Raw genomic sequence first — 22,531 nt, 5'->3', positions numbered from 1 at the left:
CACACCCGTTCCCATACCGAACACGGAAGTTAAGCTCTTTAGCGCCGATGGTAGTTGGGGGCTTCCCCCTGTGAGAGTAGGACGTCGCTAGGCAATGAAAACAGTCAGCTGTGTGCTGGCTGTTTTTTTGTTATGGAGAAGAAGCTAAAGCTGTTGACAAACATGTAAAGAGCAACTACAAAACACTAGTTATTGTAGCTGCTCATTTTCTATTCAACTTCTTTCAGCAAGTGTGTCGTAGCGAAAGCGAAAATGAAACGTCAATTACGGAAGTTTCCCACCTCTATAGGTGGTGAGATGAATGGTTTTAAGCTACTTTCAGGGGTGTCCAAACACTCGCTAAAATAGAGGACTCAGTCTAAGAACGTAGTCCTGTGGCATCTGAAATGATCGACATCGTGTTGGCACTCATGTTGCACAAAGCCGAATCCGGGCGCAATTATCCGAGGTATAATAGACTTGTAAAGTCGATGCCTAAAAGGTAGAGAATATAAAAATGAAAAATATATAAAAAAGTATTGCATATTTCTATTTCCTATGATATATTTATAAATGTCTTAAAGAGGTCCCGTGGTGTAGCGGTTAACATGCCTGCCTGTCACGCAGGAGATCGCCGGTTCGATCCCGGTCGGGACCGCCATTATAAACGATAATATAGTTCTTATGATGCTTTTCAATCATAAGAACTTTTTTTATTGTTATTATAAGGAAATTAGTGGATGTTTATAATTTTTAAAAGCTATCCAGTAAAATTGCTTTTATAATATTTCTTGTATCCAATGATTTAAGATGGAGGTGAATACCTCGATACCCCTGCCAAAACGGACTAGACAAGACCCTACAGTGTCTGTGTTAACAAACTAGTCAGCAGAAAGGGTGTAGCATTTGAAGAAACTCTACCATTGCGTTTCACTACAGCATTGATGAAGAGTGGTAGAAATAAAGAGTTGGGTAATATATCTAACAAATAGAGCATTAACCATAAAAATTACGATGATAATTATCGATTTCTCTCGTTTGAAAAAGATTTGGAGGTGTTAGCATGAGAAATTATTTTTACATAAACCGTCTTAATATATGCTTGCTCTTGGGTGCTGCTGTAATACTAGCAGGCTGTGGAGATCCTATTTTAGATATTGAGGAATCCAATGCGTACCACTGGCAAAAAAATATGAATGAAGTGGAATTTGAAAAATTAAAAGAAGGTATGACATATATGGAGGCAGTAAAAATTGCAGGGGGAGCAGGAGAAATGTTGAAAAAAGATCAATACCGCTGGAATGATGAAATACTTATGACAAAAGCTTATAATGTACGATTTAAAGATGATAAATTGGTTAACAAAGAGATAAGTGAGGTAAAGGGTAAAAAAAAATAAGCATTTCTTTTTATAAGCGTGTTGTATCTTCATTTTGCACATGAATTTAGTAGCGATAGCGATAATTACGCCAAGGCATAATTGTTTTAGGCTGTTGAGGAATGCTTTTTTGTATAAGCTTTATAGTAGTGACGTTGAAATGATCTCATTTTTCTCTAGAAATCTACATGGATAGGTTTACCTTGTATAAAAAATAGTCAAACTTGCCCTCATGCTTAAGCACAAAGCCGAATCAGGACGCAATTATACCGAGGCATAATTGATTAGTAGTTTTAGCTTGTCGACTCATCCCATGATGAGCACCAGCTCGGAGTGAAAGTCACTTTTGTTTATTAGATACACAGTAATTTAAATTCTTTTTGTCGACAAGCTGCAACAATTACGCCAAGGTGTAATTGTTTTTTTTGAAATCAATTGGATGTTTTGAACATTTACGCTTGTTTCGGTAAACTAGAAGTAATGGAGCTAGGAGAGGAAAAAGAGATGATGTATGAAAAAATAATGAATTCACTTGATGATACTGAGCATTTTGCGTTGAAGCTAGCAAGCTTACTAGAAGCCCAGGATACAATTACATTAGAGGGTGATTTAGGCGCTGGTAAGACGACATTTACGAAAGCATTAGCGAAGGGGCTTGGCGTGAAGAGAACAGTCAATAGCCCGACATTTACGATTGTAAAGCAATATGAGGGGCGTTTACCATTTAATCATTTAGATGTTTATCGTTTAGCAGAAAGCGATGAAGACCTTGGATGGGACGAACTATTTTATGGTGATGCGGTGTCAGTTGTCGAGTGGGCTCATTTGATTGAACAGGATTTACCACAGGAGCGCCTTGGAATAGAAATTTACCGAATCGGAGAAAATCAACGACGATTTGTATTAACACCTCTTGGAAAGCGATATGAGGCATTATGTGAGGAGCTAATGAAATGATTTGGTTAGGGATTGAAACAGCGAATGCACCACTTTCTATTGCTGTAATAAAGGATGGAAAAGTGGTCGCAGAGATTGTACAAAATATAAAATTAACGCATTCAGCAGGTGCTATGCCAGCCATTGAAGAAGTGCTAGCAAATGCTGGCGTAAAGCCAAGCGAGTTAGATGCTATTGCTGTATCAGAAGGACCTGGTTCTTATACAGGTGTACGAATAGGTGTGACGCTTGCTAAAACATTAGCATGGACATTGCAAAAGCCTTTAGTTGGAATATCTAGCTTAAAGTCATTGGCCGCAAATGCAGCACTATATGATGGGTTTATTTGTCCTATTTTTGATGCGCGAAGAGGCAATGTTTATACGGCCGTTTATAAAGGTCGTGAGCTTGAAACAATTATAGAAGATTATCACGATCATATTGATGGCTTGTTAGAGCGTTTACAGGCTTTAGAGGCACCGATTTTATTTGTTGGAGTAGATGTAGATGTTTTTTGGCATAAAATCGTAGAGGTGCTAGGTGATTATGCTCAACGCGTACCGTTTAGTCATGACTTGCCACGAGCAAGCGAAACAGTTCGATTAGCAATGAAAGTGGAGCTACCAAGTGTGGATGCTGTTCATCATTTTGTACCACAATACAAACGTATTGCAGAGGCGGAGGCGAATTGGCTGAAGGAACAAAAGGAGAAGGCACATGAGTAGTGATGTAATATATCGTAAAATGGTAACTGAAGATGTCCCAGCAGTGTATGAAATTGAGCTTGCTACATTTTCTACACCATGGACGTTAGACTCTTTTTATTATGAAGTGCATGAAAACCAGTATGCACATTATGTGCTAGCTATAGATGACTATAATAACATTATCGGTTTTTGTGGAATGTGGATGGTTATAGACGCAGCGCAAATTACGAACGTAGCCGTTATAGATGCTGCTCGCGGTCGTGGAATTGGTGAAGGATTAATGCGAGAGGCAATGCGTATCGCTAAAGACCATAGTATGGAAGTCATGAGTTTAGAGGTACGAGTAACAAATACAGTTGCTCAAAATCTTTATCGAAAGCTTAATTTCCAAGATGGTGGCATACGTAAAGGCTATTATACAGATAACGGGGAGGATGCCCTTGTCATGTGGGTGAATTTATGATGGAAGATCGAATTATATTAGCAATAGAATCGAGCTGTGATGAAACAGCAGCTGCGATTATTCGAAACGGCTCTGAAATTGTTTCAAATGTAGTTGCATCTCAAATAGAAAGTCATAAACGATTTGGTGGGGTTGTACCTGAAATTGCATCTCGTCATCATGTTGAGCAAATTACAGTGGTTATAGAAGAAGCATTAGCACAGGCAAATATGAAGCCAACTGATTTAGACGCTGTGGCAGTTACTGAAGGTCCTGGTCTTGTAGGTGCATTGTTAATTGGGATTAATGCCGCGAAGGCCTTTGCGTTTGCCAATGATTTACCGATGATCGGTGTGCATCATATAGCTGGACATATATATGCTAATGCACTCGTGCAGCCGATGGAATTCCCATTATTAGCACTAGTTGTATCAGGTGGCCATACAGAGTTAGTTTATATGAAAGAACATGGCTCTTTTGAAGTCATTGGTGAGACGAGAGATGATGCAGCTGGTGAAGCTTATGATAAGGTTGCACGTGTCTTAGGCTTACCGTATCCAGGTGGCCCACGTATTGACAAGCTAGCACATGAGGGGGATGAGGCTGTAACCTTCCCACGAGTGTGGTTAGAGGAAGATTCTTATGATTTTAGCTTTAGCGGTTTAAAATCAGCAGTTATTAATTATAAGCATAATATGGATCAGCGTGGAGAAGAGATTTCTCCGACTGCCGTTGCCAAAGGATTTCAGGATAGCGTAGTTGAAGTGCTAACAGGGAAAACATTACGGGCAGCACGTGAATATAAAGTGAAACAAGTTATTGCAGCTGGAGGTGTAGCGGCAAATAAAGGCTTACGTACATCACTTGAGTCTGTATTTGCGGAAGAAGGTATCCCGTTGTATGTACCGCCATTAAAGCTGTGTACAGATAATGCCGCTATGATTGGGGCAGTAGCAACGCCAATGTTTGAAGCAGGTATTCGTGGTAATTTATCAATGAACGGTCGCCCTGGGATGGAGTTAAAATCCTGGCTTTAATTTCTTTCAGAAGTTAAAGCATCCGGCATAGAAAAAGAGGTGTTTTAGATTTAATTCTAAAATACCTCTTTTTTGCTTTTATGAAAAAATTGTTGAGAAAACAGTGTATATAAGAAGATATGAATCTAGTTAGTTGACAAATTTTTCAGAAAATTATCCACAGGCAAGGTGGAAATAAAAGAGCGAACATCCGTACTTATGCACAAAATGTTGATAACTTGTGTATAACTTGTGATTATTCAATATATAGTAGCCTGTTTTGCACAGAGTGATGTGAATAAAATATTTTTGAATTGTGGACAATGTGGAAAAGTCTGTTGATATGTTGGTATTACTAGATTTATAGTGTGTATAAAGTTGTGGGCACTTTTTGTCGAAAAATAGCACTTGACCAATATATATGAAAAAACAGGGCGAGTAAAGTAAAAAGCCATGCGACAAGTCACATGGCTTTACAAGACGCCCACCTTAAAAAAGTTCGGTGGGGGATGTTATACAGTAATTTTTTCAAGTTCTTCACTTAGCTCCAGCCATTCCATTTCAAATAACTCGTACTGTTCCTTAGAAGTGGATAATTCATCCTGGAGTTGTGTAATTTTTTCGTGGTCTGTGAAAATCTCAGGGTCGCAAAGTGCTTCCTCTAAGCGAGCTATTTCAAGATTTACTTGCTGCATTTTCCCTTCTAGTTCCTCAAGCATGCGTCTAATTTGACGTTCCCGCTTTTTAGCCTCTTTATCAATTTTAGAGGTAGAGATCTTATCAGGTACATCCGCTTGAGCCTGCGGTTGAGCAGCTGCCTTCATTTGTGCAATTTCTAATAGCTCTTGTTTCTTTTCAAGATAATAATCATAGTCACCTAAGTACTCAAAGGAACCATCGCCAGATAGTTCAATTACTTTAGTAGCAATTCGATTGATGAAATATCGGTCATGCGATACAAATAAGAGCGTTCCAGGATAATCAATCAGTGCGTTTTCCAGTATCTCTTTACTATCTAAGTCTAAGTGATTGGTAGGCTCATCGAGAATTAAGAGATTTGCCTTTTGCATCATCAACTTAGCTAATGCAAGTCTAGCTTTTTCTCCACCAGATAAAGATGACACGATTTTATCTACATCAACTCCACTGAATAAGAAACGGCCTAGCACCGTGCGAATATCTTTTTCATTCATTAAAGGCCATTCATCCCATAGCTCTTTTAGCACGCTTTTATTGCTCGATAGCTTGGCCTGCTCTTGATCATAATAACCAATTTGAACATTTGTACCATAGCGAATCTCTCCAGTGAGTGGTAGCAAATCTTTGACAATGGTTTTTAATAATGTTGATTTACCAACACCATTTGGTCCAACAAGTGCAATGCGATCTTCTCGGAAAGTGCGTAGCGTGATGCCACTTGATATTTTCTTATCACTATAACCTATCGTTAAGTCATCGATAGATAATACATCATTACCACTTTGACGTTCAATTGTAAAACCAAAGCTTGCTGACTTTTCATCACCATCAGGGGATTCCATCCATTCTGTTCGTTCAAGCATCTTACGACGACTTTGTGCCATTTTAGTAGTAGAAGCACGAGCGATGTTTTTTTGAATAAAATCCTCAAGCTTGGCCTTTTCATCTTGCTGACGTTCAAAAAGCTTCAAATCGCGCTCATAATTTTTCGCTTTTTCATCTAAATAGGCACTATAATTGCCTGTATATTTTGTGACGCGATGACGAGAGACTTCGTAGACAATGGAAACAACCTGGTCTAAGAAATAGCGGTCATGGGAAACAATTAGAATAGCCCCTTCATAGCCTTTTAAATATGATTCCAACCAAGAGAGGGTATCAATATCTAAATGGTTAGTAGGTTCATCAAGGATTAATAAGTCAGGTTTACTTAAAAGAAGCTTAGCAAGCGCTAACCGAGTCCGTTGTCCCCCTGATAGTGAGCTAATTGGCTTTTCGTAATCATTAGGATAGAACTGCATACCATGAAGGACAGAACGTGTATCAGATTCATATTGATAGCCACCCGCATCCTTAAAATTATGCTGCAAATGATCGTATTCAGACATTATTTTTGCATATAAAGTAGGATTTTCATAAACAGTTGGATCGGCCATTTGTTGTTCTAATGATCGTAGTGTTTGTTCTTGGGCAATAAGTGGCTCAAAAATTGTCATCATTTCATCCCAAATCGACAATGTTGAGTTTAATCCAGCATGCTGCTCTAAATATCCAATTTGTACACCTTTAGGAATAATAATATCGCCAGAGTCATATGACATTTGACCAGCAATTATTTTAAGTAAAGTGGACTTACCAGCACCGTTACGACCTACTAATGCAACACGGTCACGATGTTGAACTTCTAATTTTACGCCACTTAAAATTTCATCTGCAAGGAAGGATTTATATAGTTGATTGACCTGTAAAACAATCATTCTTGACACCTCAATTCTTCCTTAGTGTAATGGATGAGCGATTGGCTTGCAATGTCGATGCTTTACTTATTCCAAGCTGTCATGTAAGATTGAAACGATTTCCCTTTAGTTAGTGGCGTAAAAGCGCCTTTAACTAAAGGAAAATCCTCCAGTGAATATTATAAACTTAGAAATATAAAGCATGTATCATAAATAGAATTTGATACGTTTTAAGGAGGAAAAAGTTTGAAACAAGAATTAAAAATTCCACAAGCCACTACGAAAAGACTTCCTCTTTACTATCGTTTTATCCAAAACTTTGCACAAGAAGGCATGGAACGCATTTCTTCGAAGGAACTAAGTGAAGCGATGAAAATTGATTCTGCAACTATTCGCCGAGATTTTTCTTATTTTGGTGCTCTTGGGAAAAAGGGATATGGCTATGATGTGCAGCATCTCTTACAATTTTTTAGCCAAACACTCGATCAACATGAAGCGACAAAAGTAGCGTTAATTGGTGTGGGGAATTTAGGTAGTGCTTTATTAAAATATAATTTCCAAAAAAATCACAATACTCATATCGTTGTAGCATTTGACTCGAAGGCTCCAAAAGAAGGGAAGATGATTAGCAATATTCCTGTTTTTCACCCTGATTTATTGGAAGAGAAGTATGCAGAATATGGAGCGGAGCTTGCAATTTTAACAGTTTCACCACGCTCTGCACAGAAAATGGCTGATAGATTAGCAGTAATGAACGCAAAAGGAATTTTGAACTTTACGCCAGAGCGTATTACTGTACCAGATAAAATGCAACTTTTAACAATCGATTTGTCGGTAGAGTTGCAGGCACTTATTTATTTAATTCGTAATCAGGAAGAGTGATCATTGTACATAATTTAACTTCTTTCAGCGGAGTCCAAACACCCACTGAAAGAAGTTAAAGTCTCCGGACGCAATTAGGCCGGGGTATAATTGATAGTATAGCTCACAGTTTCTGTTAAGTAGAAGTATGTAATAAAATGAGAAAATGACGAAAAACTTTCACATATTATTAATTAGCAAATTGGCGAAATATGCGTTAAAATGATGGATATAAAGAGGAGGTGGCTGTAATGGGTGGTATTGGTCCTATGAGCCTCATTATTATCGGAATTGTCGCATTACTAATTTTTGGACCTAAGAAGTTACCAGAGCTTGGTAAAGCATTTGGTTCAACATTACGTGAATTCAAAAATGCTACTAAAGGTTTAGCCGACGATGATGATGATGACAAGAAAAAGAAAGAATTAGATAAGTAAGTTAGGATGTTTGAGGAATGAATCCAAGAGATCTAACTGTCATTGAACATATAGAAGAATTAAGAAAACGGCTTTTCATTGTTGCCGTTTTCTTTGTTCTCGCTATGGCTGGTGGCTTCTTTGCTGCAAAGCCGCTTGTTAAATACCTTCAAAGTACTGGAGCGAATTACAATATAGAGCTCCATGCATTTGATGTAGTAACACCACTTGCAATTTATATCCAAGTAGTTTTCTTAATCGCTTTCATTCTTTCTTCGCCGGTATTGATGTATCAATTGTGGGCTTTTATTAGCCCGGGATTAAGGGACGTAGAACGAAAAGCAACTTTAAGCTATATACCGTATTCATTTTTATTGTTTTTAGCAGGGCTATCCTTTTCATACTTTTTACTATTCCCTTATGTCATAAAGTTTATGATGAATTTATCAAACGATTTAGAAATTCAACAAACAATTGGCATACATGAATATTTTACGTTTTTATTTAAGCTTACAATACCTTTTGGTTTCCTTTTCCAATTACCGATTGTAGTCTTGTTTTTTTCACGTATTGGGATTTTATCTCCTGAGTTACTAATTCGTATTCGTAAGTATTCATACTTTGGTTTATTTGTATGTGCTGCTCTAATCGCGCCACCTGAATTAGCTTCGCACTTAATGGTTTCAGTACCGTTGTTTGTTCTTTATGAAATTAGCATTATGATTTCTCGTATTGGCTATAAGAAATACTTAAAATCAGAGGAAATGCGAATGAAGGAAGAACAAGAGGCTGAGCAAAAACGTCAGATAGAAGAGGCACTTGAACAGCAGAGACGTCAAATCGAAGAATTGAATCAATAATAATAGAAGCTCGATGCTTATTAGTAGCATCGAGCTTTTTCGTCGTTATAGTTACAGCTTACATGCAATAAAAATCAGTGGAAGAAAAACTCCCACTGATTTTTTATTGCATTTTTTCTAGTTCTTGAAGAAACTTTTGCAATGGTTCTGCATACAATTGTACAAGTGTCACAAAACCGTTCAGCATGACATGGGCGATAATTGACGTCCAAATGCGTTTCGTTTTGTGATATAAGAAGGCAAAAATTAATCCACAAATTGTATAAAGTAAGATATGTGAGAAGTCCATATGAATAAGTGCAAAGAAAATGGCACTTACTATAGCGGCTACCCAGAAATTAGTTGTTTGGACAAGCGAACCAAAAATTACACGACGGAAGACGAACTCTTCTAAAATTGGTCCAAATACGACAATTGCTAGTATCGCAATAGGAGCACCTTTTGCTATACCTACAATATCAGCTGTGTTTTGCGACCCACCTTGGATACCGAATATAGCCATTTCGATAGCTGCGCCAATCATTTGGCCAAAGAAAACTAAGAAGAAACCAATAATTCCCCACATAATTGACAGTGGTATCGTTTCTTTCTTCCCTTTATAAATATCCCAAAACGCTTTATCGCGAGAAGTTAGGATTAAGCTTATAATTAACGCAATGGCAAAGCTAAGTGCAATATACCAGCCTTGCGTAAGTGGGGCAGCTTGCTCACTAGGTAAACCGGTTGTACTCATAACAAGCTTGTGAAATGGGCTTGCCAGCCATCTACCTGATATTTGCATGAGGATATAAATCAGTAAAACATAAAGGGCTGTTTTTTTATGTTTATTTAATTTTTGAGAATTGTTCACAGTCAAAATCCTTTCCATTCATTATGCTACCTTTCTATTGTAGAGGAATATGGAAAGAAAACAAAATTTTTCGAAGTTCTGACTTGCAAAAAAAAGTGTGATTGATTATCATAATAATTGTGTTAGCACTCGTATAGGTAGAGTGCTAATAGACTTAAACTTACATTTAATTAATAGGAGGTTGTTTCACTTGTTAAGACCACTAGGAGATCGTATTGTAATCGAACTAATCGAGGTAGAAGAAAAATCTGCATTCGGTATTGTACTGCCAGACTCTGCAAAAGAAAAACCACAAGAAGGTAAAATTGTAGCAGTTGGGACAGGTCGTATATTAGAGAACGGGCAACGTGTTGAGCTTGACGTTAAAGTTGACGACCGCATTATTTTCTCTAAGTACTCTGGTACAGAAGTTAAATATGAAGGTAATGAATACCTAATTTTACGCGAAAGCGATATTCTTGCAATTATTGAATAAGTTCATACTTTTTTAGTTTATTAAAGTTAATACCTTTAGTGATTGTCACAGATAAACAAATGAATGGGTGACAATGACAGTATGGCGAAATTTTTATAAATATATTGATGAAGCTTAACGAATATTCCATTCCAGGAGGGTAAATTCAAATGGCAAAAGATATTAAATTCTCAGAAGAAGCACGTGCATTAATGCTACAAGGTGTAGATAAATTAGCAAACGCAGTAAAAATTACTCTAGGGCCAAAAGGTCGTAACGTAGTTTTAGAAAAAAAATTCGGTTCACCACTTATTACAAATGATGGTGTAACAATTGCAAAAGAAATCGAGCTAGAAAATCCATACGAAAACATGGGTGCAAAATTAGTAGCAGAAGTTGCTTCTAAAACAAACGAAATCGCTGGTGACGGTACAACAACTGCAACAGTATTAGCTCAAGCAATTATTCGTGAAGGCTTAAAAAACGTAACAGCTGGTGCAAATCCTGTAGGCATTCGTAAAGGGATCGACAAAGCAGTTGTAGCAGCCCTTACAGAATTAAACGCTATTTCTCGTCCAGTAAGCAACAAAGAGGAAATCGCACAGGTTGCGGCTATCTCTGCTGCTGATGATGAAGTAGGACAATTAATTGCAGAAGCAATGGAACGTGTTGGTAACGACGGTGTTATTACAATTGAAGAATCTAAAGGCTTCACAACTGAGCTTGATGTAGTTGAAGGTATGCAATTCGACCGTGGTTATGCATCACACTACATGGTAACAGATACAGATAAAATGGAAGCTGTATTAGATAATCCTTACATTTTAATTACTGATAAAAAAATTACAAACATCCAAGAAGTATTACCATTATTAGAACAAGTGGTACAACAAGGTCGTCCGCTGTTAATCATCGCTGAAGATGTTGAAGGTGAAGCTCTTGCAACACTTGTAGTGAACAAGCTTCGTGGTACATTCAATGCTGTAGCGGTTAAAGCTCCAGGATTTGGTGACCGTCGTAAAGCAATGCTAGAAGATATCGCAATTTTAACAGGTGGTCAAGTAATTACAGAAGAATTAGGCTTAGACCTTAAATCAGCTGATATTACATCACTTGGGCGCGCTGCGAAAGTTGTTGTGACAAAAGACAATTCAACAATCGTAGAAGGTGTTGGTGGTGCAGACGCAATCGAAGGTCGCATTGGTCAAATCCGTGCTCAGCTTGCTGAAACAACTTCAGAATTCGATAAAGAAAAATTACAAGAACGCCTTGCAAAATTAGCAGGTGGTGTAGCAGTAATCAAAGTTGGTGCTGCAACAGAAACAGAACTAAAAGAACGTAAACTTCGCATTGAAGATGCTCTTAACTCAACTCGTGCAGCAGTTGAAGAAGGTATCGTATCAGGCGGTGGTACTGCACTTCTTAACGTATATGCGGCAGTTGAAAAAGTAGCAGATGCAGAAGAAGGCGATGTAGCAACTGGTGTGAAAATTGTTCTACGTGCTTTAGAAGAGCCAGTTCGTCAAATCGCAAACAACGCGGGTCTTGAAGGCTCAATTATCGTGGATCGCCTAAAACGCGAAGAAATCGGTGTAGGCTTCAACGCTGCAACAGGCGAATGGGTAAACATGATTGAAGCGGGTGTAGTAGACCCAGCGAAAGTAACCCGCTCAGCTCTACAAAACGCAGCATCTGTCGCAGCTCTATTCTTAACAACAGAAGCAGTAGTAGCAGATATTCCAGAACCAGCATCAGCAATGCCAGATATGTCTGGTATGGGCGGCATGCCAGGAATGATGTAATCCTTTCGTAGCAAGGTTTTACACAGCTTTTGAAGGTCGATAATTTCTCCATTGGAGAGCCTTGAAATACACGTTTCAACACTTCTTTTTATGAAGTAGAGTTACTCACAATTAAAATACAAAGCAACTACCACTTCTCATGATTTTTAATAATTATGAGGAGTGGTTTTTTCTATGCTATTAAAATTTGCTTACGAGGACTTCATAGCAGACAGAAGATTTAAGAATACAACAGAGGTGAATATTCAAAACTACAAGCAGTTGCTTCTTCCTTTTGTTGAGTTCTGTGAATCAAAAGGAGCTATTAACATTGAGGATGTACGACACACGCACTTACGAGAATACCTGCTAGCATGTCAGGAGAATGGTAACAAGCCTAATACCATTAATACAAAAATCATGCGTATAAGAGCCTTCTATAACTACCTAGTAGAAGAAAAGATTGTGACAGAGAATATAGCTAAGAAGGTGAAGCTCCAAAAGGCTGATGTGAAAATTGATGTTTTTACAGATGAGCATATTCGCCAAATGCTTGCCTACTATCGTGGAATGCGTAGAAAGGAAAAGACATATTTCTCTTATAGAGGATATTTGCTAATACTAACATTCTTGTCAACAGGGATTAGGAGGAAAGAAGCAATCATGCTCAAATGGTGTGATGTAGACTTAAAGAATTTAACTATGAGTGTATATGGAAAGAGCAGACAATATGAAACCGTCTTTTTAACTGAAAAGCTTGCTAAGGAGCTGATGGTGTATCGCTCGTTCTGTTTACAGCATTTTGGGCATGATAATGAATATGTTTTTCTTAATCGTGATAATGCCCCAATGACGGATTATTCAATTTCTCAGCTTTTTGACAACCTAAGATTGAAAATGAACTTTAAGGAAGTGAGAGTAAGCCCACATACGTTTAGGCATACATTTTGTCACCGTTTGGCGATGAGTGGTATGTCTGCCTTTGCTATCCAAAAGTTAATGCGTCACACAGATGTGTCTACTACGATGCGCTACGTGGCTATGTGGGGGCATGAGTTGAGAGAAGAGAACGAGAAGCATAATCCATTGAATAACTTTGAGATTTAAACTATATGGCTGTCTATATCATAGATTCAAGATTATTTGTTTCTGTGATGTAGGCGGTCATTTTTACACCAAGCCGTTGTCTTTAATTAGCATTCGCTTCGAGTTAACATGTCGATGCAGTTAATTAAAAAACTTCAAAAAACACCTGTCAAAAGTAGAAAAAGAATATATAATAGTATGTGAGAAGTGTTTTTAGGCACATACAGCAGAACATACATCTCGATAATGAGATAGTGCCTAGTATAGTCAAATAGGTTTTGAAGTCCTTTTAAAAGGGTTTATTTAAGTTTGCCTTTTATGTATCGTAATAGGCTTATTAAGAATAGGCTTTTTCAGGATATGGCTATGCTATGGATTGTCTGTTGTTTTGATTATTTGGTCTAAGAACGAAAGAACGTAAACCAAACATTTCAAATGATAGACACTTTTAAACGCTAGTTTATGAGTGTCTTTTTATATTCTACAACGATAATAACTGAATGAACTATTTGTGCAAAAATGGTTTCATTCAGTACCTCCAATTTCCATCATCAACCTACATTTGAGTATCTTCATGACACCTTTATTACCCAGTTTAAAGAAAGAACTCTATAAAGAGAGAACAAGAGAGGAGAAAAGAAAATTAAATTAGAGATTTTTGTAAAAGTACAGAATAGATTAATAACCGAAAACTCAGAATCTCACCTGTCTGTTAATGGTTTATATCTGTATGTACTGATTAATTCACAACTGAATATTAACAAGACATTTTCTACAAATAGAGATGTTTTGATTCAACAGCTAGAGGGGATATACGGCTCTAAACGAAGTACCGTCGTTACAAAACTGAATGGTGCATTAGAAGAGTTATTAGAAAAGACACCTTTAATTGTTGAAAACTCGGATTGGAAAAATAGTTCAAGCAAAGACTTATTAACTTTCCGTATGCCTGAGAACACAGAGAACCATACACAAGTACCATTTGAAGTGATAGAGTCGCTGAATAATGTGGATATGCTTTATATCTACGTGTGTGTTGCTCGATGGGAAAATAAAGATAAAGGCTTCTTTAAGTGTCCTTATACACGTTGGGCGGAATTGCTCCAATGTTCAGAGCGAACAGCTAAAAGTAAAATTAAAGAAGCTGTATCTAAGAAAGTAATATTCGTTAATCGTGGGAACTATATTGAAGGTTCTTCCAAGCAACAAGGTATTAATGAATATCATATCAAACCGATTCCACAGGGTTCTAAGACTCTTGCTTCAATTTCATATGAAAAAGCAGCTAATAGCAAGTATATGGATGGAATCATGGGCTATGACAGCACCCCTTTAAATGAGCGGAAGGGTATGCAAGAATACGCTTATCAAGTTGATGAAGCGATTAAAGCATTTGAAAATATGGATAAAAAGTTCTTTCCAAATGATGAACACTATTATCCTGTAGCAATTGCGGTGAGAAGAAAGAAAACACACCTGCTAGCACCTGAGGAAGAAAAGCTACTAGAAGTGGCAGAACGTAGAATTAAAATTCTATCGACTAACGAAAAGCTTAAAACAATTGTTGATGACAAGATTGAAAAGGCTAAAAGGAAAGTTAGCCAAATCAGTAACACTGATATTTTATTCATAACATATCAGGACAAAATAAAAAATAACAAGCCAATGACTACAACTTCTATAAATGGATTTGAACAATCATTATTAGAAGAAGATGACCCATTTGGCGAAGATTAGAGGAGTTAATAATAATGGAAAACACAGTACAAAATGTAAATCAAGCAAAAGGAGAAGTAATTAATACATCTTCTAGTAAACGTAAAAGAATGAAAGGCAATATAATAGTAGAGGAGGGAAATATACTCAAAGTTTATCCTAATGTAGTAGTAGATAAAACTCCATTTATTTTTGATATAGAAGATAAAGATTTAGTGAAGAAATACACTATCTATAGACATAAAGAAGGATATGCAGTTGCTTATGATAAGGAACGTGGAAAAAAAGTTTGGCTTCATCGAGCGGTTATGGATATGTTAGATAAGCCTTCAAAAGATTATGTAGACCATATTAATGGAGATAAAAATGATAATCGAAAATGTAATCTACGTATTTGTCATGAAGATGATGCATCTAATGCGAAAAATAAGAATCGTAAGTTTTTTGGGCATGAGCGAGTGGTGAAATATCGCCAACCTGATGATACATTCGTTTTAAATATATCGAATGGTATTATTCAAGATGTAGAATTTGTCTATGCAGAGTTCAAGCACTTATTAGAAGATGAAGATATTTTGTGGAATCAGGGAGTAGATATGGGGTTAAAGACTATTATCAAACGTAATGAAATGCTAGCGTTAGAACAAATAAGTGCTAGCCTAAAAGGAACAAATGAGTATATAGTTGCCCAAACGGAATATGATAATCTACAAGAATTGAAGGCATTTCTTGTGACAGTTTATAAAAATGCACAGGCATTTAGCTTAGAAAATAAATTGCCTAAAGGTTTATCATTTATCGAGAACAAGGTGTATATTGTTGAAGATGAATATAAGACCTCCAAAGAAATGCATGAATTAAAGTGGCAACCTTCAATAATCTTTTACGGCAATAAGCATAATCAAGAACCGGCAGGTAAGCATTTGAAAAAGCCTAATGGTGAAATGATTTACAATTAGTAATTTAGAGAGCGCATCGTATAATTGATGTGCTTTTCTTTTTTAGTCACTCAGAAAAGCCCTGAGACGCATCGAGAATCAGATAGACATACGGCTATATGGGTTACTCTCAGGTCGTTTCTCAGAGCTTTTTTTTTCAGCTTATGAACGTTGAATCAAGAGCAGGGGGCATAACAAAAGGGCTTGCGGAGATGGATTCAACCATAAACACAAGTCCTGTTCTTATTAAAGTAAATGTGATAATAATTCACCTTTTTCGTTACTAATTTTCATTCTTTAACTTTCTGGTAGTTATAATCTTCCATTTTTTCAAATTATGTTATATAATTACATTTGTGTTAAAAAAACAACATAATTTGCAAATTACAGGAGGCATTTTGGTGAAAAAACTATTATTTTCTTTATCGTTGATTTTTGTTTTAGTGTTTGTAGGTTCCAATGCTAGTCAAGCACAAGCAAAAACCCCTGATGATTACAAGCTGGTAGAGGTTCAACAAATTTTACTTGATTACTTTAAGGATAATGACATAGAGTTTGAGGTTGGTAGTAAGGAATATAATACATATTTATTATCTCAGCAACTGGATAATATTGATAATAAATTGTCTAATAATCCTAACTATGATATTATTGACTATTATATTGGAGAGTACTTATACCAATTAGACCAAAATCAAGGTGAAAATACTCCGATTAATAGTGATTATTGGGAAATTACTATTGGAGAATTAAAAAAAGAGATTGAACTTCGTAATGAAGATGAGGAAAAATTTGAACAGGAACTAAAAGAATTACAACTAGATGAAATACAACTAAATCTATCCTATTTAGCTGCTTCTACCTATGATAGAACGAAAGTCGCTAATTACGCTAAAGAATATGCAACGAAGAACAATTCAGCGTATAAGCGTTATAATGCGAACTGTACAAATTTTGTTTCACAGGCTGTATACGCTGGGGGGAAAACTCAAACAAAGCCATCAAATATAACAAATGGGATATTAGATACAACTAGCTATTGGTATAACAACAATTATTATGATTGTACAGGTTCTAATAGTTGTTATTATCGAGATAAAATCTCAACTTCTTGGATTAGAGTCACTGATTTTTATTCATATTGGACTAATAAAGGGATGAGTGCTACAACCAGCACAAATAAAAGTACAATTATTAGCAATGCAAACGTAGGTGATGTCATTCAATTCAAAAGTAAAAGCGGATGGTTCCATTCAGTAATTGTTAATAGAAAAGCTAACGGTACAGTTTATGTATCATCGAATGATGACGATTATTATGACCAAGATTTTAAAAACCGTGGTAATGATTCGGAAAGTTTTAGAGTAATTAATATTAAATAACCCAAAATGAATTTTTATCTTTTCTTGGGAGGAGTTAATTTGAAAAAAATAGTTTATATCTCTTTAACTTTATCTATACTTTTAGTAATTTGGGTAATCTTTTCAATAAATCAGCCCCCTAAATGGATTGGTACTTCACAAAGCGGGTTGTGGAAAGCGGATTATAACGCTTCTCCGACTGCACCTAAAGGAGATTGGATTGGCTATGTGTACTGGGATGGTAAAAGTGATGTTCTTTTAACTGGAGCTGAACTTAGTGAAAATGGGGAAATCATCCACGAGTTTAAAAATCATAAGGATAAGTTAAATGAAGGAAATAATCATATAAACTATATTCATAGCTGGGATTCTATGTTTACAAACATGAATGACAATTTAGAACTAAAAGTTTACTGGGAAGATAAGGATGGGGGACATGAAGACATTATTAAGATGTCTCCAAAGAAAAGGTTTTTTGTTTTACCTAATTTCCTAAAAGGTTAGAAGTAAAGGTGTGATACATAAAACTATCACACCTTTTCAATATCAATCTTCGCTTTCAAACTTGCTAAAAGCTTATCATCGACTCTTTTAGGCTTGAACCCCATCCCTATCTATTAGAATACCTTCTACTGTCAAAGACTAGATACATCATTACATCTGTTTACCTCTTTCGTTGTTGGGTGGTACTTTCAACTATAGAGGATAAAGATGTTTTTTTGTGCATTTTTTTCGTCAAGAACAGACTTTGTTGTTGAGCCTTTATTATTTGATTAATAATTTCATGCCAAAGAGGATTCGAACAAATAGGTGACGATTATTATTTCTAATTCTTGTTCAAATCATCTGCTCCTTTAGTTGAATAACTGAATAATCAGCTGTTTGGTATAGTTTAACGTATTTTTAAATATTGGTGTGAAGAAGTGTGTAAGCTAATAAAGCGAGCTATGATAAGGTTGCGGTAGCGCATCATTAAGCTGATGTGCATTGTTAAGTCCCACAGAACAGTTCTCAGAATATTCGAGAATCAGATAGATGTATACTTGGTTGCCTAGATTGTTCTGATCCTAGTTCTCAGAGCAAATATACCTTCCTCAAATGAAGTGGTGTCACAGCTGAGCGTGGCATAACGAAGTGCTGTGCTAATAGAGTGCTTGCTTCAAGCCCTATGAACAACGATAGCAACCGTAGCACCACTTAAGAGCATTTAACGAGCCTGTGAGCTTTGATAGTGAAGCGGGGGAAACATTCACAGAGGTTGGCTGATTGTGCTACAAAGCCATGTGTGAAGCTACAGGAGTGATAGAGGAAGCATAACAAAAGGACTTGCATATATGGGATTCAACCGTAAACACAAGTCCTGTTCTTCTTGAATAAAAGTGCCTGTTTGTTGAAGTATTTTAATCTATTTTAGCTAATTTAATATTTAGTTTAATGTTTAAATTAGCTGTATCAGAATCATTGTTTTTTACGTAAATACTATAATCGTCATTATAAGGAACAATAATATCAACTATACCATTACCATTTTTAACAATATTACTGTAGATTTCTTCTGTGGATATAGATATAATTCCTATTTCAATTTCTCTTTCTTCATCACTTACTAAAGAAAATGTAATGTTCTTACCTTTTTCCAATCTTTCATTTCCTAAATTTAGCTCTGCTCCTCCTATTAACCTCATTTCAATTTCTTTTCCATTCTGTGACAGTTTAGCTCGCCCTGATTCTACAGTTTGCCCTGATTCTACAGTTGGAACATAATTATTAGTTTCATCTACAGAATTGGAACATGCAGAAAGCAGTAGTGAAAAAGTAATTATAAAAGTAAAGTTAATTTTTTTCACATATAACCCTCCGTTTCCTAAATTTTACTAGATGATGTGCGTTGGTTTCAAAAACTAATTAATAACTTGTTAAACAAAACTGCTCCGTTAGTTGAATAACTGAATCAATCTGTAGTTTGGTTTAGTGTAGCACATTTACAAATATTGGTTCAAGATGAATGTGTGAGGTGCAACAAACACACATCACTGTTATATTTTTTTTGCGAGACGATAGCGTCTAAACTGCTACTAATCTAATCATTAATTTATCAATGATAAACCACATCATAAACCTGCATAGATTCACGAAAAGATTGAGTAGCTAAAGTGGAGTGGATTATAAGGGGAAATATATCATCACTTGAAGCATGTAATTATGGACAGGTGTTTTCATACAAAAGCTAGGGTCTTAACGAGGCGGTTATCGAGAGGTCTTAATGATAGCCAACTACAAGATTAATATGAATGTATGCTTTTTGTGAAAAGGATACATAAAGAATGTTGATGTAGAGCCATTCCTTAATTGAGCTTTGTTTGAATGTATGGTATTGTTTGTGTATAGACGAAAGGATACATAAGAAAAGGGGCAATAAACATGGCAAACACGAAATCAAAAGAAGGTACATTAATTGATGTACAACCACTGAAAACAAAAAAGGATATTGGCGAGATGATTGAAGCTCTAGGCATGACAAAAGAGTTTGGTCTACGCAATCAACTTTTGTTTAAGCTAGGTATCTCTACAGGGCTTAGATGTGGCGACCTAGTGGAATTAACAGTGGAGCAGGTCAAAGGGAAATCTAATTTCAAGATTCGTGAGGGTAAGACTAAAAAAGAGCGCACAGTTTATCTAAACAACCTTATGGCTGATATTGCAGAATACATTGAAACGCTACCTACAGGCACAGTGTACTTGTTCCCAAGCCGTAAAGGCGAAGGTCATATTTCAACTACACAGGCATACCGCATTGTCACAAAAGCAGGCGATATGATTGGTAATGATTCAATTGGCACTCACACAATGCGTAAAACATTTGGCTACACGTATTACCAAGCTACGAAAGATGTTGCAACACTGATGGAAATTTTTAATCATTCATCACAAAAGACAACTTTGCGCTACATAGGAATCACAGAAGAATCAATAGAAAATAGCATTAAGAGCATTTCATTCTTCTAATGGCTCTATTGCTCTAAAAGTATTGATTTATAAGGGTTTTGAACGCTTCATGACTATTCATAAATAGCAGGTAAAAGGATTCTTTTATTTTGAATGGTAGTGAAGTGAATTAGAGCCATACATGAGGTCGCAGGAGCTTCATAGCTTGTTCCTAGAGGTCGAATTGACACATTGGTCAGTGAAGGTCAAAAACGTGTCAGGAGAGCGTTTTGAGCGTTACATGGCAAGGCTTAGGCAGGGGGTGTTTTCCGATATTTTGATGATGATGAATGAAGAATTGGGGCTACCTACTACACGCACACCAAAAGGGAATTTTAGAACTTTGTACTTTATAACTTAAATAGTAAAATTTAGTATGTATATTGTTTATTAGGGGGTTATTTGATGTATAGATGGATAGAAGAGTTTAAAGTTTTAAAGCCACATTACAGTCCTATAGTAAATATGTTTCTAAAATATCTTAAAGAAGTTGATAAGATGGACAAAGTTGGGGCGGTTACGGAGTCAGATATAGAGGCTTTTTTGAAATTTAGTGCTAAAGATGCGGTAAACTCACGTGGGACACTAGCATTATACTATGAAGGCTTAAAGGGGTTTTATAATTATTTATTAACGAATAATTATGTTCAGTACAGTATTTTCAGCGGTATAGTTAACCATAAAGATTACAAAAAACAAATTTCTAATGACTTAAATCTTAGAGAAGAAGTTTCAAGGGGCGCTCTTAGTTTGCTAGAGTTAAAGTTGTTGCTTGACAAAGTTAATGAGTATTTTGAGTTGACTGATTACAGTAAGCTAAAATTGAAGAGTGAACAGGAAAATTATATAAAGTTTTTGATACTTAGAATTTACATCAAAATAACTGTATTAGCTCCTGCAAAACGAGCAGTCATATGTGATTTGAAACATAGTGATTTTGATTCGGATTTTCGGGTAGTTAGCGTTAATAACCAAAATATTGCTATTCCAAGAAACTTAACATCGGAGATAAGAAACTCTCTTAGATTCGTTCAAGAGCTTATGGGGAAGAACATTATCGGAGCTAATGAAAGGCTGTTTGATTACATATTAGATGAACCATTTAATGATAATAAAATATCTCATATTTTAAGTACTTTTTCTAGGAAGATGGACTTGGACTTCATTTTAGACGAAGGTGAGGAAAAAGGTAAATATTCAGCTAGTGGTGAGAAGATTATGAATGGTGCGATTTGCTCTCTTTGGGATGATGGTGAAGTGGATGTTGTTATGCTATCTAAGGTATGTGGCGTAAGCGTCCAAGCGATTTCTAAGAAAATCTTAGATTGGAGTTTTGATGATGGTATTGCTAGTTCTCGTTTAAATAAACAGCTTAGGCAAGTTAGCTATTATAACTTGTTATAGTATAGATTAGCTAAGAATAGAAATGAATCGAGGTAGCCCAAGTGTCTTTCTCGTTTTTCTTTTGTGTTCGTTGCTGAAAAAAATGTAATAACAGTTGAGGTAAGTTGTAGGTCGTGCAAGTCTTTAATACTACCTGTTGGGCTATAGGAACGTCTGTGAACGCATGTGGAGTTTGTTGTTAACTTGATGGTAGGGGGCGTAGTTTCCGATATTGAGATAAGGTATCTCCTTGTATGGGGGTGACCTGTTGCACTCACACGAAATTCCTTCTTCACATCGAGCTAATACTACTTTACAATTGATATTATAGGAAATCGTTGGGAAGTGGTAGTTGCCCGATGATTGTGAGATGAAACGTAGATATAACAATGGTTGAGCGAAGTTGACCTACAGAGTAGCTAGTACGACTTCTTATATTGTCTTAACAACAGAAGCAGTAGTAGCAGATATTCCAGAACCAGCATCAGCAATGCCAGATATGTCTGGTATGGGCGGCATGCCAGGAATGATGTAATCTACGGCTCAGCCAAAAACCACTTCTCAAATTTGAGAAGTGGTTTTTGTGCTTTAGTGAATATTTATCAGTGAATCGCTGATAAAAGCTGGTTTTTCGCAAAGATTTGTATCGCCTTTTTTAGGATGGTGTACTCCTCCTTAAGTGCATGCAATTTCTTTTCATAATCGTTTTGCACCCGCTTTAACTCTGTCGGTGTGACATATTGAATTAATAATAAATAAAAAGGCTATTCATTAGTTCATATTTGAACTTCTGGATAGCCTTTTTGCTATAGTCATTTGTATTGAGCTTCAATTAGGTTGAGAATCTACATCCCTGGTAGGTTTAAGCCAGGATATTGTCCACCTGGAAATGGCATTGGAAGTTGCGGATATGGCTGCTGAGGATGCGTAGGATGCATATGTGGTGG

The 22,531-nt window shown here is 36.3% G+C and carries 21 protein-coding genes, 1 tRNA gene and 1 rRNA gene; 20 read left to right on the top strand and 3 right to left on the bottom strand.

The annotated features are described in order from the left end of the window. The 7 genes from rrf to tsaD form a co-directional block, all read left to right on the top strand. A 5S ribosomal RNA gene (gene rrf / locus ACQKN2_RS19160) occupies nt 1-93 on the top strand; the annotation flags it as partial. A gap of 471 nt (nt 94-564) precedes the next feature. Further along, nucleotides 565-640 (top strand) — tRNA-Asp (locus ACQKN2_RS19155). 402 nt (nt 641-1,042) lie between these two features. Then, nucleotides 1,043-1,378: a hypothetical protein gene (locus ACQKN2_RS19150; protein WP_427416349.1), complete on the top strand. Its 336-nt coding sequence runs from the start codon at nt 1,043-1,045 to the stop codon at nt 1,376-1,378. 486 nt (nt 1,379-1,864) lie between these two features. Beyond that, a complete protein-coding gene (gene tsaE / locus ACQKN2_RS19145) occupies nt 1,865-2,314 on the top strand; it encodes a tRNA (adenosine(37)-N6)-threonylcarbamoyltransferase complex ATPase subunit type 1 TsaE (protein ID WP_323651158.1) in 450 nt (149 codons plus the stop codon). Beyond that, entirely contained in the window at nt 2,311-3,018 is a 708-nt protein-coding gene (gene tsaB / locus ACQKN2_RS19140; RefSeq protein WP_427416348.1) for a tRNA (adenosine(37)-N6)-threonylcarbamoyltransferase complex dimerization subunit type 1 TsaB, read from the top strand. Before tsaE ends, tsaB begins: the two co-directional genes overlap by 4 nt. After that, entirely contained in the window at nt 3,011-3,463 is a 453-nt protein-coding gene (rimI, locus tag ACQKN2_RS19135; protein ID WP_427416347.1) for a ribosomal protein S18-alanine N-acetyltransferase, read from the top strand. Before tsaB ends, rimI begins: the two co-directional genes overlap by 8 nt. Further along, nucleotides 3,460-4,479 carry a tRNA (adenosine(37)-N6)-threonylcarbamoyltransferase complex transferase subunit TsaD gene (tsaD, locus tag ACQKN2_RS19130; protein WP_427416346.1) on the top strand — a complete coding sequence of 340 codons (1,020 nt, stop codon included), beginning with the start codon at nt 3,460-3,462 and terminating at the stop codon, nt 4,477-4,479. Before rimI ends, tsaD begins: the two co-directional genes overlap by 4 nt. A 491-nt stretch (nt 4,480-4,970) precedes the next feature. Here the strand turns inward: tsaD and abc-f are convergent, their stop codons facing one another. Continuing rightward, the gene (gene abc-f, locus ACQKN2_RS19125; RefSeq protein ID WP_427416353.1) at nt 4,971-6,914 is read right to left on the bottom strand and encodes a ribosomal protection-like ABC-F family protein; all 1,944 of its coding nucleotides are present in this window, start codon (nt 6,912-6,914) and stop codon (nt 4,971-4,973) included. A 225-nt stretch (nt 6,915-7,139) separates the two neighbouring features. On the opposite strand from abc-f, the gene ACQKN2_RS19120 reads away from it, so the two are divergent. The 3 genes from ACQKN2_RS19120 to tatC all read left to right on the top strand — a co-directional run bounded on the left by ACQKN2_RS19120 (nt 7,140) and on the right by tatC (nt 9,030). After that, nucleotides 7,140-7,775, top strand: a complete 636-nt coding sequence (locus ACQKN2_RS19120) for a redox-sensing transcriptional repressor Rex (protein ID WP_079563611.1) — start codon at nt 7,140-7,142, stop codon at nt 7,773-7,775. A 230-nt stretch (nt 7,776-8,005) separates the two neighbouring features. Next, nucleotides 8,006-8,191: a twin-arginine translocase TatA/TatE family subunit gene (locus ACQKN2_RS19115; RefSeq protein WP_049667836.1), complete on the top strand. Its 186-nt coding sequence runs from the start codon at nt 8,006-8,008 to the stop codon at nt 8,189-8,191. Between the two features lie 17 nt (nt 8,192-8,208). Next, nucleotides 8,209-9,030, top strand: coding sequence for a twin-arginine translocase subunit TatC (tatC, locus tag ACQKN2_RS19110; protein ID WP_427416345.1), 822 nt, complete (start codon nt 8,209-8,211; stop codon nt 9,028-9,030). A gap of 103 nt (nt 9,031-9,133) precedes the next feature. On the opposite strand, the gene ACQKN2_RS19105 is transcribed toward tatC, so the two are convergent. Then, on the bottom strand, nt 9,134-9,898 hold the full coding sequence (locus ACQKN2_RS19105; RefSeq protein ID WP_427416344.1) for a CPBP family intramembrane glutamic endopeptidase: 765 nt from the start codon (nt 9,896-9,898) through the stop codon (nt 9,134-9,136). A 172-nt stretch (nt 9,899-10,070) separates the two neighbouring features. Here ACQKN2_RS19105 and groES point away from each other — a divergent pair, with 172 nt between their 5' ends. The 7 genes from groES to ACQKN2_RS19070 all read left to right on the top strand — a co-directional run bounded on the left by groES (nt 10,071) and on the right by ACQKN2_RS19070 (nt 17,720). Continuing rightward, a complete protein-coding gene (groES, locus tag ACQKN2_RS19100; RefSeq protein WP_079563614.1) occupies nt 10,071-10,355 on the top strand; it encodes a co-chaperone GroES in 285 nt (94 codons plus the stop codon). 149 nt (nt 10,356-10,504) lie between these two features. Continuing rightward, nucleotides 10,505-12,136 (top strand): chaperonin GroEL, encoded by a 1,632-nt coding sequence (gene groL / locus ACQKN2_RS19095; protein ID WP_427416343.1) that lies wholly within the window; start codon nt 10,505-10,507, stop codon nt 12,134-12,136. A gap of 174 nt (nt 12,137-12,310) precedes the next feature. After that, nucleotides 12,311-13,222 carry a tyrosine-type recombinase/integrase gene (locus ACQKN2_RS19090; RefSeq protein WP_427416342.1) on the top strand — a complete coding sequence of 304 codons (912 nt, stop codon included), beginning with the start codon at nt 12,311-12,313 and terminating at the stop codon, nt 13,220-13,222. Nucleotides 13,223-13,990: 768 nt separating this feature from the next. After that, entirely contained in the window at nt 13,991-14,938 is a 948-nt protein-coding gene (locus ACQKN2_RS19085) for a hypothetical protein (protein WP_427416341.1), read from the top strand. Nucleotides 14,939-14,952: 14 nt separating this feature from the next. Beyond that, nucleotides 14,953-15,876, top strand: coding sequence for a hypothetical protein (locus tag ACQKN2_RS19080; RefSeq protein WP_427416340.1), 924 nt, complete (start codon nt 14,953-14,955; stop codon nt 15,874-15,876). 380 nt (nt 15,877-16,256) lie between these two features. Beyond that, on the top strand, nt 16,257-17,237 hold the full coding sequence (locus ACQKN2_RS19075; RefSeq protein WP_427416339.1) for an amidase domain-containing protein: 981 nt from the start codon (nt 16,257-16,259) through the stop codon (nt 17,235-17,237). Nucleotides 17,238-17,276: 39 nt separating this feature from the next. Further along, on the top strand, nt 17,277-17,720 hold the full coding sequence (locus ACQKN2_RS19070) for a hypothetical protein (protein ID WP_427416338.1): 444 nt from the start codon (nt 17,277-17,279) through the stop codon (nt 17,718-17,720). 896 nt (nt 17,721-18,616) lie between these two features. On the opposite strand, the gene ACQKN2_RS19065 is transcribed toward ACQKN2_RS19070, so the two are convergent. Next, nucleotides 18,617-19,063 carry a hypothetical protein gene (locus ACQKN2_RS19065; RefSeq protein WP_427416337.1) on the bottom strand — a complete coding sequence of 149 codons (447 nt, stop codon included), beginning with the start codon at nt 19,061-19,063 and terminating at the stop codon, nt 18,617-18,619. 574 nt (nt 19,064-19,637) lie between these two features. On the opposite strand from ACQKN2_RS19065, the gene ACQKN2_RS19060 reads away from it, so the two are divergent. The 3 genes from ACQKN2_RS19060 to ACQKN2_RS19050 all read left to right on the top strand — a co-directional run bounded on the left by ACQKN2_RS19060 (nt 19,638) and on the right by ACQKN2_RS19050 (nt 22,119). Further along, nucleotides 19,638-20,222 carry a tyrosine-type recombinase/integrase gene (locus tag ACQKN2_RS19060; RefSeq protein WP_427416336.1) on the top strand — a complete coding sequence of 195 codons (585 nt, stop codon included), beginning with the start codon at nt 19,638-19,640 and terminating at the stop codon, nt 20,220-20,222. A gap of 384 nt (nt 20,223-20,606) precedes the next feature. After that, a complete protein-coding gene (locus ACQKN2_RS19055; protein ID WP_427416335.1) occupies nt 20,607-21,605 on the top strand; it encodes a hypothetical protein in 999 nt (332 codons plus the stop codon). Between the two features lie 382 nt (nt 21,606-21,987). After that, nucleotides 21,988-22,119 (top strand): hypothetical protein, encoded by a 132-nt coding sequence (locus ACQKN2_RS19050; protein WP_427416354.1) that lies wholly within the window; start codon nt 21,988-21,990, stop codon nt 22,117-22,119. The last annotated feature ends 412 nt before the right edge of the window (nt 22,120-22,531 follow it).

This window comes from Lysinibacillus sp. NPDC093688 (genome assembly GCF_050280145.1).
Classification (GTDB): domain Bacteria; phylum Bacillota; class Bacilli; order Bacillales_A; family Planococcaceae; genus Lysinibacillus; species Lysinibacillus xylanilyticus_B.
This window is presented reverse-complemented; position numbering and strand designations above follow the sequence as displayed.

Excerpts from the sequence above, each read along its gene's own strand:
- ACQKN2_RS19150 (WP_427416349.1), top strand. The coding sequence starts at position 1,043 with ATGAGAAATTATTTTTACATAAACCGTCTTAATATATGCTTGCTCTTG.
- tsaE (WP_323651158.1), top strand. The coding sequence starts at position 1,865 with ATGTATGAAAAAATAATGAATTCACTTGATGATACTGAGCATTTTGCG.
- tsaB (WP_427416348.1), top strand. The coding sequence starts at position 2,311 with ATGATTTGGTTAGGGATTGAAACAGCGAATGCACCACTTTCTATTGCT.
- rimI (WP_427416347.1), top strand. The coding sequence starts at position 3,011 with ATGAGTAGTGATGTAATATATCGTAAAATGGTAACTGAAGATGTCCCA.
- tsaD (WP_427416346.1), top strand. The coding sequence starts at position 3,460 with ATGATGGAAGATCGAATTATATTAGCAATAGAATCGAGCTGTGATGAA.
- abc-f (WP_427416353.1), bottom strand. The coding sequence starts at position 6,914 with ATGATTGTTTTACAGGTCAATCAACTATATAAATCCTTCCTTGCAGAT.
- ACQKN2_RS19115 (WP_049667836.1), top strand. The coding sequence starts at position 8,006 with ATGGGTGGTATTGGTCCTATGAGCCTCATTATTATCGGAATTGTCGCA.
- tatC (WP_427416345.1), top strand. The coding sequence starts at position 8,209 with ATGAATCCAAGAGATCTAACTGTCATTGAACATATAGAAGAATTAAGA.
- ACQKN2_RS19105 (WP_427416344.1), bottom strand. The coding sequence starts at position 9,898 with ATGGAAAGGATTTTGACTGTGAACAATTCTCAAAAATTAAATAAACAT.
- groL (WP_427416343.1), top strand. The coding sequence starts at position 10,505 with ATGGCAAAAGATATTAAATTCTCAGAAGAAGCACGTGCATTAATGCTA.
- ACQKN2_RS19090 (WP_427416342.1), top strand. The coding sequence starts at position 12,311 with ATGCTATTAAAATTTGCTTACGAGGACTTCATAGCAGACAGAAGATTT.
- ACQKN2_RS19080 (WP_427416340.1), top strand. The coding sequence starts at position 14,953 with ATGGAAAACACAGTACAAAATGTAAATCAAGCAAAAGGAGAAGTAATT.
- ACQKN2_RS19060 (WP_427416336.1), top strand. The coding sequence starts at position 19,638 with ATGGCAAACACGAAATCAAAAGAAGGTACATTAATTGATGTACAACCA.
- ACQKN2_RS19055 (WP_427416335.1), top strand. The coding sequence starts at position 20,607 with ATGTATAGATGGATAGAAGAGTTTAAAGTTTTAAAGCCACATTACAGT.